Here is a 12,461-nt window from a genome sequence, read left to right on the forward strand (position 1 = left end):
TTCTATTTCTTATAAATTTAAGTTTTTCCCATGAAATCGCCGTGTTTGTTTACGTAAGGGCGTGGATTTAGTAGAATGAAAAGTGAATATAAGGAAAGGATTTGTCGTATGAAACCACAAACAGGAACAGGACTGGCAAACGGGAAGATTATTCTTGCCGGTGAACATGCCGTTGTGTACCACGAACCAGCGATTGCTTTGCCGATTGACGCGGTTTACGTGAAGGCGGATATCGTCTCTGCAAAAGAGGGCCAAACGATTCAATGTGCACTTTATACAGGTGTCGTAAACGAGATGCCTACTTCAATGGCAGGGCTACAATTTGCGATTCGCGAAGCGTTCAAAGTAGCCTCTGAAAAAGAAGTGACGGCTCATACTTTTACGCTCTCGATTGAGTCAACGATTCCTGCAGAACGTGGAATGGGCTCGAGCGCTGCAGTCAGCGTTGCAGTGGTGCGTGCTATTTTTGATTTCTGTGATGCGACACTTCCTGAAGAAACTTTATGGGACATCGTTCAGGGAGCTGAAACGATTTCGCATGGAAATCCAAGCGGCGTCGATACGGCGACAACGAGCGGGACGCGTCCTGTATTTTTCCAAAAAGAACAAGAACTACAAACGCTCCACCTCGATATGCCAGCGTACCTCGTGATTGCCGATTCGGGTGTTACTGGGAATACGAAGCAAGCGGTGCAGCATGTGAGTACCTTGCAAGCACGCATCATCGACCCTACTACACAGGAAACGGGTTCGGATGCGGTCCAATCGATTGGCGCTATCGTCAATGAAACGAAAGCGGCCATCGAAAAACAAGACCCACAAAAACTAGGGCAACTGATGAGCGAAAACCATGAACGCCTCCAACAACTTGGCGTATCGCATGACGTCATCGATACACTCGTCGATACGGCCCATCACAACAACGCACTTGGGGCAAAAGTCACAGGCGGTGGCCTCGGCGGATGTATGATTGCCCTCGTCGAAACCGAGGAAGATGCCCTTCATTTACAAGAACAATTCATGAAACAAGGAGCGCAGGCGGTCTGGATTCAGTCGCTGGCGAAAAAGGAGAATACCAAATGACATCGAACATTGGAATCACGCGTGCGCATACGAATATCGCACTGATTAAATATTGGGGAAAGGAAAATAAGGAGCTCTTCATTCCGATGAATAGTAGCCTTTCTTTGACCCTCGAAGCCTTTTATACCGATACAAAAGTTGAACTCACAGACGCCTTAACTGAAGACGAGTTCTATCTTAACGGGGTGAAACAAGACGAAGCGGCGACGGCTAAGATCACGCGCTTCTTAGACTTGTTCCGCGCTGAAACTGGGGATACGCGTCGTGCTCGTGTTGAGAGTTTGAACTTCGTACCAACAGCAGCCGGCCTTGCGAGCTCTGCTTCCGCCTTTGCGGCACTAGCAGGCGCGATGAACGAGGCGACAGGCCTTCGTATGCCTGCTCAACAATTATCGACTTACGCGCGTCGTGGAAGCGGCAGTGCTACTCGTAGTCTCTTTGGCGGATTTGTCGAATGGAACAAGGGCGACTCCAACGAGAACAGCATGGCCATCCCTGTCGACGATGCGAATTTTGACATCGGAATGATTATTATCGTCGTGAGCGCGGCCGAGAAGAAAATTTCGAGTCGTGCCGGCATGGAATTAACCGTTTCGACTTCACCATTTTACGAAGGTTGGGTCACTTCAGCGGCGACCGATTTAGCCGACATCAAAGAGGCCATCAAGGACCGCGACATTCATCGTATCGGCTCTATTGCAGAATTTAACGGCATGAAAATGCACGCTACGATGCTAGCAAGTAACCCTCCATTCTGTTATTTCGAACCGGAGAGTATTATCGCCCAACAAACGATTCGCACAATTCGAGAAGAACGAGGCATTCCAGCCTACTTCACGATGGATGCTGGACCAAACGTCAAAGTGATTTGCAAGGCAAGTGATATTCCAGCGATTATGGAAGAGCTTGGCAAAGTATTCCCGAGTGAAAAACTCATCCCTACGCTTCCAGGAGAAGGCATTCGCACATTGACGGAAGACGAATGGAACGCTTCTTGTGCGGCTTTCGAAGGGAAGTGAGCGCGTGACGATTACTTCAAAAGCTCCCGGTAAACTCTTTATGGCCGGAGAATATGCGGTTGTCGAACCCGGACACGGCGCCATTGTTGCAGCAGTGTCGCGCTACTTAACCGTCACCATCGACGAAGCTACTAGTGTAGGAACTTTAACGTCTACGCAAAATCCAGACGTCATTGTGGAATGGACGCGCGAAGGAGAACTGTTCTGCGCAAAGGAAGACCATCCCTATAGACTAGTTGAAGAAGCGATTCTGGTCGCAGAGCAATATGTTCGTGAATGCGGCACAGCAACGAACGCACTCTACTCGCTAGCAATTACGAGTGAACTCGATGACGCCAAGCGTGGCATTAAATACGGACTCGGTTCCAGCGGTGCCGTTGTAGTCGCAACGATTCAAGCCGTTCTTGATTTTTACAAGACTCCGCGCACGCCTCTACTCGTCTATAAGCTGAGTGTTTTAACGAATCTCCGCTTATCCCAACGTGGATCCTTTGGAGATATCGCCGCCTCTTCTTTTAGAGGAATGGTGTATTACACAAGCCCAGACCGAGGCGAATTACTCGAACAATTACAAAACAAATCAATTAAAGAAATTTGCGATTCCGACTGGAAAGACCTCACGATTGAGCGCCTTCCAGAAATCCCAAACTTCACCCTATTAGTAGGATGGACAGGACAAGTCGCTATCACAGATTCACTGATTCAAGCCACCGAGAAGAAACGGAAAGTCGAAACCGATAGCGCATTTTACAAGGAATTTCTAGGAAAGAGTCACGCCATCGTTCAAGGACTACAAACAGCTTGGAACAAACAAGATATCCCAGCCTTAAAAGAAGGCATCCGTGCTAACCGTGCATTGCTAAATGAATTTGCACGAGTGATACAACTAGAAATTGAAACCCCTGCACTCCGAGCACTCTGCGCCCTCGCAGAACAAAATGGCGCCTGCGCAAAAACGTCTGGCGCTGGTGGTGGCGACTGTGGCATTTGCTTTACACAAAACGAACAACAACGACAACAAATCGAAAACCAATGGGCCAAGGCTCAAATTCAAGTGCTTCCGCTTTCTATCGCTGAAGCCTGGTAAAGGAGATTAATGATGGATTTATTTCAACAACAAATGAATCGAAAGGACGAGCATGTAGGTCATGCGAACCAGCAATACCGTGCAACGAGTGCTCCCGAGTTCGTGGAAACGCGCTTCGTGCATCATCCCTTCACGACCGTTGATGTGGCGGATGTAACATTACAAACGAAACTTGCTGGCCTCACCTTCGATGTTCCCTTTTTCATCAACGCCATCACGGGTGGAAGTCCGCTAACGACTGCGTTAAACCAGCGCTTAGCCATCTTGGCTCGTGAAACAGGTATGGCAATGGCGACTGGTTCGATGAGTATCGCGATGAAGTTTCCTGAAAGTGCGGAAAGCTTCAAGGTGATTCGCCAGGAAAATCCAAACGGTATTCTCTTCGCGAATCTTGGTGCGCATTACGACGCCGAAGCTGCTAAACGTGCCGTCGAACTCATCGAAGCCAACGCGATTCAAATTCACGTCAACCGTGCACAAGAACTCGTGATGCCAGAAGGCGACCGCATCTTTAGCAATTGGCTTAAAAACATCGAAGCCATCGTTAAAACAAGTTCCGTTCCAGTCATCGTAAAGGAAGTCGGATTCGGATTTAGCCGTGAAGCCATCGCGCAACTAGAGAGTATTGGTGTAGCTGCCATCGATATTAGCGGTACTGGCGGTACGAATTTCGCCAAAATCGAAAACGGCCGTCGCAAGGAAGATAAACTTGATTTCCTAGAAGACTGGGGCCAAACGACCTTGACGTCGCTCATGGAAGCCCAAGGAAGCCGCACCCCAATCATCGCTTCTGGCGGTGTGAAGACGCCAATGGACATGGCTAAATGCTTCGCTCTGGGAGCCAGCCTTGTCGGATTGTCTGGTGAAATGTTGCATCTCGTACGTAAAGACGACTCTCTTCCAGACGCCATTCATACGGTTCAAACATGGAAAGAGCAACTGACATCGATCTTAACGCTTGTCGGTGCAGATAGTATTTCTAGTCTCCAACAAGCTCCTATCGTGGTCGCACCAAGCCTCCAAAACTGGTGTGATGCCCGCGGGATTGATTGGAAACATCTTGCACAACGTTAAAAGCAAAAAGAGCTTAGGCAATGCCTAAGCTCTTTTCTATTTCTATGGGAAAAATAAGTAATGGATAATGCGCAGTACGTAGAAGAAAATCCCCACGATGAGTAAAATAACCATCACGACATGCACATACGGCCCTACTGGTGTATTCACGAAAGCTTGTAGCGCTGGAATTTTCGTATATAAGATAAAGTACAAGGCACTAATCCAAAACCCGAGTCCCAATAATCTTTTCATACGGCGTCCTTTCTATAAAACGAAGTACTGCATGATTAAGCTAGTGACAGTCACCATAAACCAAGTAGCTAAACCGGTTAAGATTGGTTTTGCCCCTGCTTCTTTGAATTGTTGGAAGGATACTTGCATACCGATACCTGCTAATGCCATCGCCATCAACCAGTTAGATGCTAATTTTGCATACGGTACAAGGGAATTTGGGAATAATCCCACACTTGTAATGATGGAAGCGACCATGAACCAAATGATAAACATTGGCACGATATTCTTCCATTGAACGCTTTGTCCTTCTTGTTTCATGCGACGTGCTTCGACAAATGATAATACGAGACAAGCTGGAACAATCATCAACGCACGAGTAAGTTTCACGATTGTCGCGATTTCTAACGCTTCTGCACTGTAACTTGCGCCGGCTGCAACCACGCTTGATGTATCGTTAATCGCTGTCCCTGCGAAAAGTCCGAATTGCGACGCGTCCATGCCCATCATATGTCCTAAGAATGGGAATAGGAATACCGCGATGACGTTGAATAGGAAAATGGTTGAAATTGACAACGCGACTTCATCATCTTCTGCTCTAATAATCGGTGAAGCTGCCGCAATCGCAGATCCCCCGCAAATCGCAGTCCCGAAACCAACAAGAATCTTCAGTGGACGAGACAATTTGAAGAAATTTCCTACAAGTAGCGCTGTTAGAAACGCAATCGAGATGGTCACAATCGTCACTGGGAACGATGATGCACCTGTTTGGCTCACCTGCGCAAACGACATTGTAAATCCTAGTGCGATAATGGAGTAATGTAATAATTTTTTCGCTGAATAATTGATCCCCGGTCTAAAATCACTTGGGATTTTCCAAAATTGGTTCAAGACCATCCCTAAAATAATAGCAAATACCGCACTCCCAATGACTGGGAATAGCTTATCGAGCATCACTGAGACAACCGCTATAGCAAATGTACACAACAATCCTTTTCTTTTTTCCATGAATGATGACATTTTATCAGATCCTTTCAATACTAAATCTTTACTAGTATAGCACACTCCGCCTTGATTTTCTTACACAAATTGAAAAAGTGCATCATCTTTCTAAAATAAACCGTGTGCAATTCGACACGGTTAACTCCAATCAAAAACCGCTTTTACGATTCGTGGAGAAATTTCCTTAAAAATGGTACAATCACGGCAAAAGCATCCAAAGAAATTCAAGACGCTTATGCTGTTGTTGATTTCTATAATTTAGATTCGGAGGAAATGAAGATGGCGGAACAAATGGAAAAATACGAAGAAGTCTATTGGAAAACAATCGAATATGCCAAAGAGACCGCTAGAGAAGCTGGACTTAAAGAAGGTCAAGTTTTGGCATTTCTTAAAATGAATCTTCCTATCACAGAAATCATGAAACACACCGGATTATCTGAAGAAGAGATTCAAAAAATTAAAAATACACTATAACAAAAACCGCTTAGAATCACATATCCATGCTGAATCTAAGCGGTTAATTTTTAGAATTGTTTTACGACAACCCCATCAGGAGTTCCAACAAGCACGATATCCGTCATGTTTGTGAAGAGCCCTTGCTCTACCACGCCTGTCATGCCTTTGATTTTTTCTCCAAATGCGATTGGGTCTTTAATTGGATAAACATCCAAGTCAATAATGTAGTTTTTGCTATCGGTTAAGTAACGTTCTCCGTCACGTTCGCGGAATGTTGGCTTGTATCCTAGCGCTTCAAAACGTTTGAATAATTGTTCTGACCCATAAGGTACCACTTCCACTGGTAATGGGAAACGACCTAAGTAGTCGACCATTTTTGATTCGTCTACAATCCAGATAACACTTTTTGATTGTTCGGCAACGATTTTTTCGAATAATAATGCACCGCCGCCACCTTTGATTCCTGAAAAATCTGGAGCAATTTCGTCTGCGCCGTCAATCGTTACGTCGATATAATCCACTTCATCCACACTCTTCAACGGAATCCCAAGCGCTTCTGCTTGTTTCTTCGTTGCTAAAGAAGTCGTTACTCCCACGATTTCAAGACCTTCTTCTTTCACGCGGCGACCGATTTCTTCTACAAAATAGTAGGCTGTTGAACCCGTTCCTAGACCAACCGTCATTCCACTTTCTACATATTCTGCGGCTTTCTTGCCGACTAATTCTTTCATGTTCATTCAAGTTTCCCCCTGAGAAATGATCTATGTTGAGTATAGCATAACTACTTTCTTCAAACTATCTCTTCTCGTAAATTTCTACTTCTTTTTATGCGATTCGGCTGCTTCTAAGGCGCGTTTTAAATAACGACCCGTATGGCTATTTTTATCTTTCGCCACTTCTTCAGGCGTCCCTGTCGCAATGACAAGTCCACCACCGCTACCGCCTTCTGGACCCATATCAATGATATAGTCAGCGGTCTTAATCACATCTAAATTATGTTCGATGACAAGCACGGTATTCCCTGCTTCAACTAAACGATTCAACACTTCAAGTAGGCGTGCGATATCGTCTGTATGCAAGCCAGTTGTTGGTTCATCAAGCACGTAGAAGGTATTGCCTGTTGAGACACGTTGGAGTTCGCTGGCTAACTTCATCCGTTGCGCTTCTCCTCCAGAGAGCGTTGTGGCAGATTGGCCAAGGGTGACGTAGCCGAGTCCAACATCCTTAATCGTTTGTAATTTACGTTTGATTTTTGGTACGGCTTGGAAAAATTCCACCGCTTCTTCGACCGTTAATTCAAGAATATCCGCGATACTCTTTCCTTTGTATTTCACTTCAAGCGTTTCAGAGTTATAACGTGTTCCATGGCACACTTCACACGGCACATATACGTCTGGCAGGAAGTGCATCTCTATTTTCAGAATGCCGTCCCCTTTACAAGATTCGCATCGTCCACCCTTCACGTTGAAACTGAAGCGCCCCTTTTTGTATCCACGGATTTTTGCTTCATTTGTTGTCGCAAATAAATCACGAATATCGTCAAATACACCCGTATACGTCGCTGGATTGCTTCGTGGTGTTCTTCCGATTGGGCTTTGATCGATATCGATGATCTTATCGAGGCTCTCAAATCCAGAAATGCTCTTGAACTTCCCTGGTTTTTCCTTCGTACGCGTAATCTCACGCGCTAAAGCTTTCTTCAATACGCTATTGACAAGCGAGCTCTTCCCAGAACCCGATACCCCTGTCACGGCTACAAAACGTCCGAGCGGCACATCCACATCAATGCCACGTAAATTGTTTTCCGCAGCGCCTTCTAAATGGATCCAGCCTTTATCTTCTGTGCGGCGTTCGCTTGGGACTGGGATGTATTTCTTCCCAGCTAAGTATTGTCCTGTCAGTGATTTCGCATTCTTCTCCACTTCTTTTGGAGTCCCTGCTGCGATAATCTCACCACCGAATTCACCCGCACCTGGACCAATATCAATCAAGTAGTCCGCAGCACGCATCGTGTCTTCGTCATGTTCTACGACAATTAAGGTATTTCCAAGGTCACGCATACTCTTCAATGACTCGATTAAGCGGTCATTGTCGCGTTGGTGAAGTCCAATCGATGGCTCGTCTAAAATATAGAGCACGCCAGATAGATTTGACCCGATTTGCGTCGCTAAACGAATTCGTTGTGCTTCTCCCCCTGATAACGTTCCAGCAGCACGACTCAATGTTAAATATTGCAACCCAACATTGCGTAAGAATTTCAAACGAGAGCTTACTTCTTTTAAAATTGGAGCTGCGATTTGCTCATCAGTTTCGGATAAGTTTAAGTCTTTGAAGAAATCAATCTCATCATCTACAGAGAGTGTCAACACTTCACTAATGTTTTTGCCTCCGACTTTGACAGACAACGCCTGTTCATTTAAACGGAATCCATGACACTTCTTACATTCTGATTCGTTCATATATTGGCGCATTTGTTCACGCGTAAAATCGCTATTCGTTTCACGGTAACGGCGCTCTACGTTGACGGCTACTCCTTCAAAAGGAATTTCCACGTCACGAACGCCACCAAATTCATTTTCATAATGGAACTTAAAGGTCGCGTCTCCCGACCCGTATAACACCATATTCTTCTGCGACTGCGTCAATTTCTCGAATGGAATATTCATCGGAATCTTGAACTGTTTACAAAATTGTTCCAGCATCGTTGGATAATAGTTCGAACTAATTGGATTCCAAGGAACAAGCGCTCCTTCTTCCAGCGTTAAATTCTTATCAGGAACGATTAAATCTAAGTCGACTTCAAGCTTCGACCCTAAACCATCACACTCCGGACACGCTCCAAACGGCGCATTGAATGAAAAGAGACGTGGCTCTAATTCGCCCACCGTAAATCCACAAATCGGACATGAATGGTGTTCGCTGAAGAGATGTTCTTCTCCACCAATCACATCGACAATCGCATAGCCTTCCGCTAAACGAAGAGCCGCTTCAATCGAATCGAATAGACGGGAACGACTCTTATCGCTCACAACGATACGGTCCACGACGATTTCAATATTATGTTTCTTGTTCTTTTCGAGATTGAATTCTTCAGTTACTTCATGCATCTCGCCATCCACGCGCACACGCACATAGCCGTCTTTTTGAATTTTCTCGAAAACTTTCTTATGCTCGCCTTTCTTCTGAACGACAACCGGTGCCAACACTTGAATCTTTGTCTTCTCTGGCATCGCCATGACGCGGTTTACCATTTGTTCCAAGGACTGGCTTTCAATCGGCGTGCCGTCATTTGGACAGATAGGTTTCCCCACACGCGCATATAATAAACGCAAATAGTCGTTAATCTCTGTCACCGTTCCGACCGTTGAGCGCGGATTGCGGGACGTTGTTTTTTGGTCGATGGCAATCGCTGGACTCAAGCCGTCGATACTATCCACGTCTGGTTTGTCCATTTGCCCTAAAAATTGACGTGCGTATGCAGATAGACTCTCTACATAACGACGTTGACCTTCTGCGTATAATGTATCAAACGCAAGCGAGCTCTTCCCTGACCCTGATAAGCCTGTAATCACGACAAACTGGTCCCGAGGAATGCTTACATCAATATTTTTTAAATTATGAGATCGTGCGCCATGCACGACAATATGGTCTTTTGCCATTTCTATACCTCTTTTTTAATCGATACCTCTATTGTATCAGACTTTCTGCACGCGAACAAATGTTCTTACAGTTTCACTTCGATTTCCACTGGACAGTGGTCGCTTCCTGTGACATCGCTACGAATATCGACTTCTTTTAGAAGCGGTGCGAGTGCTTCGGATACGACAAAATAGTCAATTCTCCATCCGATATTTCGTGCACGAGCGCCACCCATGTAGCTCCACCAGCTATACGCCCCTACGGTATCAGGATGTAAGTAGCGGAACGCATCCACTAAGCCGTTTGCGACAACTTGGTCGAATTTCGCACGTTCTTCTTTAGTGAATCCGGCGTTATTCACATTTGTCTTTGGATTCGCTAAGTCGATTTCCTTATGCGCCACGTTCAAGTCGCCACAGAAAATCACGGGTTTTGTCTCTTCTAGCTTCTTGATGTATGCGAGGAAATCATCTTCCCATACTTGGCGATACGCTAGACGTGATAAGTCGCGTTTCGCATTTGGCGTATAGACCGTCACTAAGTAAAATTTCTCGAATTCGGCTGTAATCACACGTCCCTCTTGGTCATGTTCTTCAATGCCGATGCCATATGTTACCGACAGTGGTTTTACTTTGGTGAAGATGGCCGTTCCAGAATAGCCTTTTTTCACCGCCGAGTTGAAATACACATCATACTCGCTAAACTCCATTCCAAGTTCCACTTGTTCTTGTTGCGCCTTTGTTTCTTGTAGGCATAAAATATCTGGATTACTTTCTAATACGTACTCTTGTAGAGCCCCTTTATTTAATACAGAACGAATTCCGTTCACATTCCACGTTGCTAATTTCATTGTTTTCCCTCCATTATGTCCCTTCCATAGTATCAACTCTAGAGCCTTTTTGCGAATAAAAATAACCAGCAGAAAGCATTTCTGCCTCCTTCTGGTTATTTGAGTTTTTCTTTAAATTGTTTGAGTGAACCTTGATTTTCTTCTGGCAAGCAAACATAGAAGCTTGTTTGACCATTTTCAGATTCAGCATACATCATACCACCATGCGACTTTACAATGTTCTCGGCAATCGCCAGACCAAGTCCAGTTCCGCCTGTTTCTTTTGAACGGGATGCTTCTGCACGGTAGAAACGTGCAAAGAGTTGTTCCAACACTTCTTTCGAAATTGGATCTCCGGCGTTTCGAACGGCAATTGTCACGACTCCATCATTTCTTAAGACTTCCATCGTGATGACAGAATCTTCGTGGCCGTATTTAATCGCATTCGATAAGAGATTATTAATCACGCGCACCATTTTCTCGGCATCGAGTTCAAGCACGACATCGCGGTTATTCGGCAAGACTTCAATCGCCATCTTGCGTTTTTGCGCCTCGAGCTCGAAGTCCGCTGCTACTTGCTCTAAGAAATTCACGATTGGAATATCATTGAGTCTAAGCGGTGCCCCGTTCGGACGCGTCGTCGTATATTCAAATAAGTCGTCCACGAGTAATTTCATCTGTTCCGCCTTCGAATACGCGATTTCCGCATAGCGTTTCGCATCGGCGCTCTCGACATTTGGCTGATTTACAATCAATCCGAGATACCCGATAATCGACGTCAATGGTGTACGAATATCATGCGATACATTGGTAATCAATTCGTCCTTCGACTTCTCAATCGCACGTTCATCCTCTAACGCGTTTACGGTCGAATCCACCAAGCGGTTAATCGAGTTCACGACTTGTCCCATGTCTCCTGAGAGTCTGAACGGAATTCGTCTGTCATACTGTCCGTCCGCAATCAAATGCAATTCCTCCAAAATATGGTTTAACTGCATTTGTTGGTATCTTCGCATCAAGCGCCAGTAAGTAAATGCCACTGCAAAAACGACCGATGTAATCGTGAAGATGTTTTTATAGAACACAATTTGATCACGCTCGATATGCCATACTTCACGAGCAGAGAACTCCACTGAGATGAAGCCTGGCTCATTAATGAGTTGGCTGACCATCACGAGAATTCCTAAGTATAAAAGGAATACGATACAGAGCGTCACAATTCCTTCTAGTACGAGTTCGCTGATTTCCTTTGGCGTGAGCGTCAAGAGTGTCGGTTCATTTTTAACTTTTCGAAGGTGAAGAACTTTTTTATTATTTGTCTTCAATCTTGTAGCCTACTCCCCATACTGTTTCAATGACTTTTTCTCCGCCAGTTGCTTCGGCAATCTTGTCGCGAAGGTGGCTTACGTGTACCATTACCGTTTTTGTTGAAACGATACTTTCTTGTTGCCATACCGTTTCGAAGATTTCATCTGCACTAAATACGCGGTTTGGATGGCTTGCAAGCAAGTATAGAATTCCGAATTCTAATACGGTTAATTGAATTTCAGTGCCATCTGTTGTTGTGACTTGGTGAGATTCTTTCTTAATTGTTAAAGGTCCGATTGTAATTTCTTCGTTAGCTGGGCCTTCTTGTGTAATCGTTGAGCGACGTAATAATGATTTCACACGCGCGATAACTTCAAGTGGGTTAAATGGTTTTGTAACGTAGTCGTCGGCACCATTTGTTAAGCCTTGAATTTTATCGATATCTGTTGATTTCGCGCTTAATAATAGAATTGGCAATTGTGCATTTTCTTTACGCACTTCATGCACCACTGAGATTCCGTCTAAGCGAGGCATCATAATGTCCAAGATAATCATGTCGATATCTGGATACATTTTTAATTTTTCAAGGGCTTGTTTCCCGTCATAGGCTTTTACAATTTCATAATTTTCGTTTTTTAAGTAAATCGTCAATAATTCAACGATTTCGCGATCATCATCTACTACTAAAATTTTCATGAGCATTCCCTCTTTTCATTCTTTTTCTACCTTATCGTATTAAAAATATTACTTT

General features: G+C 44.7%; 12 protein-coding genes. 5 read left to right on the top strand and 7 right to left on the bottom strand.

Annotated elements, in window-relative coordinates; genetic code table 11:
- Window positions 1-108 precede the first annotated feature (108 nt).
- Genes mvk through fni form a run of 4 tightly spaced genes read left to right on the top strand, consistent with a single transcriptional unit; the run spans window position 109 to window position 4,263 of the window.
- A complete protein-coding gene (gene mvk, locus O3798_RS02795) occupies window positions 109-1,083 on the top strand; it encodes a mevalonate kinase (protein WP_371463126.1) in 975 nt (324 codons plus the stop codon).
- Window positions 1,080-2,102: a diphosphomevalonate decarboxylase gene (gene mvaD / locus O3798_RS02800; RefSeq protein ID WP_371463127.1), complete on the top strand. Its 1,023-nt coding sequence runs from the start codon at window positions 1,080-1,082 to the stop codon at window positions 2,100-2,102. The genes mvk and mvaD overlap by 4 nt, the downstream gene beginning before the upstream one ends.
- Window positions 2,080-3,189 (top strand): phosphomevalonate kinase, encoded by a 1,110-nt coding sequence (locus O3798_RS02805; protein WP_371463129.1) that lies wholly within the window; start codon window positions 2,080-2,082, stop codon window positions 3,187-3,189. The genes mvaD and O3798_RS02805 overlap by 23 nt, the downstream gene beginning before the upstream one ends.
- A 9-nt stretch (window positions 3,190-3,198) precedes the next feature.
- Window positions 3,199-4,263, top strand: a complete 1,065-nt coding sequence (gene fni, locus O3798_RS02810; protein ID WP_371463131.1) for a type 2 isopentenyl-diphosphate Delta-isomerase — start codon at window positions 3,199-3,201, stop codon at window positions 4,261-4,263.
- A 42-nt stretch (window positions 4,264-4,305) separates the two neighbouring features.
- Here the strand turns inward: fni and O3798_RS02815 are convergent, their stop codons facing one another.
- Entirely contained in the window at window positions 4,306-4,497 is a 192-nt protein-coding gene (locus tag O3798_RS02815) for a pyrimidine-nucleoside phosphorylase (RefSeq protein ID WP_371463133.1), read from the bottom strand.
- A 12-nt stretch (window positions 4,498-4,509) separates the two neighbouring features.
- Window positions 4,510-5,496, bottom strand: a complete 987-nt coding sequence (locus tag O3798_RS02820) for a YeiH family protein (RefSeq protein ID WP_371463135.1) — start codon at window positions 5,494-5,496, stop codon at window positions 4,510-4,512.
- A 102-nt stretch (window positions 5,497-5,598) separates the two neighbouring features.
- On the opposite strand from O3798_RS02820, the gene O3798_RS02825 reads away from it, so the two are divergent.
- Window positions 5,599-5,952 carry a hypothetical protein gene (locus tag O3798_RS02825; RefSeq protein ID WP_371463138.1) on the top strand — a complete coding sequence of 118 codons (354 nt, stop codon included), beginning with the start codon at window positions 5,599-5,601 and terminating at the stop codon, window positions 5,950-5,952.
- 50 nt (window positions 5,953-6,002) lie between these two features.
- Here the strand turns inward: O3798_RS02825 and rpiA are convergent, their stop codons facing one another.
- From rpiA to O3798_RS02850, 5 genes are all read right to left on the bottom strand, one after another.
- Window positions 6,003-6,671 carry a ribose-5-phosphate isomerase RpiA gene (gene rpiA, locus O3798_RS02830; protein ID WP_048783754.1) on the bottom strand — a complete coding sequence of 223 codons (669 nt, stop codon included), beginning with the start codon at window positions 6,669-6,671 and terminating at the stop codon, window positions 6,003-6,005.
- Window positions 6,672-6,749: 78 nt separating this feature from the next.
- A complete protein-coding gene (gene uvrA, locus O3798_RS02835) occupies window positions 6,750-9,593 on the bottom strand; it encodes an excinuclease ABC subunit UvrA (RefSeq protein WP_371463140.1) in 2,844 nt (947 codons plus the stop codon).
- Window positions 9,594-9,658: 65 nt separating this feature from the next.
- Window positions 9,659-10,423 (bottom strand): exodeoxyribonuclease III, encoded by a 765-nt coding sequence (locus O3798_RS02840; RefSeq protein ID WP_371446020.1) that lies wholly within the window; start codon window positions 10,421-10,423, stop codon window positions 9,659-9,661.
- Between the two features lie 95 nt (window positions 10,424-10,518).
- Window positions 10,519-11,727 (bottom strand): sensor histidine kinase, encoded by a 1,209-nt coding sequence (locus tag O3798_RS02845; RefSeq protein WP_371463142.1) that lies wholly within the window; start codon window positions 11,725-11,727, stop codon window positions 10,519-10,521.
- Entirely contained in the window at window positions 11,714-12,406 is a 693-nt protein-coding gene (locus O3798_RS02850) for a response regulator transcription factor (protein ID WP_048710937.1), read from the bottom strand. Before O3798_RS02850 ends, O3798_RS02845 begins: the two co-directional genes overlap by 14 nt.
- Window positions 12,407-12,461 lie beyond the last annotated feature (55 nt).

This window comes from Granulicatella sp. 20925_1_45 (assembly GCF_041433555.1).
Taxonomy (GTDB): domain Bacteria; phylum Bacillota; class Bacilli; order Lactobacillales; family Aerococcaceae; genus Granulicatella.

What these genes read in the sequence shown, in the direction of transcription:
- mvk (WP_371463126.1), top strand. Translation starts at nt 109, where the DNA reads ATGAAACCACAAACAGGAACAGGACTGGCAAACGGGAAGATTATTCTT.
- mvaD (WP_371463127.1), top strand. Translation starts at nt 1,080, where the DNA reads ATGACATCGAACATTGGAATCACGCGTGCGCATACGAATATCGCACTG.
- fni (WP_371463131.1), top strand. Translation starts at nt 3,199, where the DNA reads ATGATGGATTTATTTCAACAACAAATGAATCGAAAGGACGAGCATGTA.
- O3798_RS02815 (WP_371463133.1), bottom strand. Translation starts at nt 4,497, where the DNA reads ATGAAAAGATTATTGGGACTCGGGTTTTGGATTAGTGCCTTGTACTTT.
- O3798_RS02820 (WP_371463135.1), bottom strand. Translation starts at nt 5,496, where the DNA reads ATGTCATCATTCATGGAAAAAAGAAAAGGATTGTTGTGTACATTTGCT.
- rpiA (WP_048783754.1), bottom strand. Translation starts at nt 6,671, where the DNA reads ATGAACATGAAAGAATTAGTCGGCAAGAAAGCCGCAGAATATGTAGAA.
- uvrA (WP_371463140.1), bottom strand. Translation starts at nt 9,593, where the DNA reads ATGGCAAAAGACCATATTGTCGTGCATGGCGCACGATCTCATAATTTA.
- O3798_RS02840 (WP_371446020.1), bottom strand. Translation starts at nt 10,423, where the DNA reads ATGAAATTAGCAACGTGGAATGTGAACGGAATTCGTTCTGTATTAAAT.
- O3798_RS02850 (WP_048710937.1), bottom strand. Translation starts at nt 12,406, where the DNA reads ATGAAAATTTTAGTAGTAGATGATGATCGCGAAATCGTTGAATTATTG.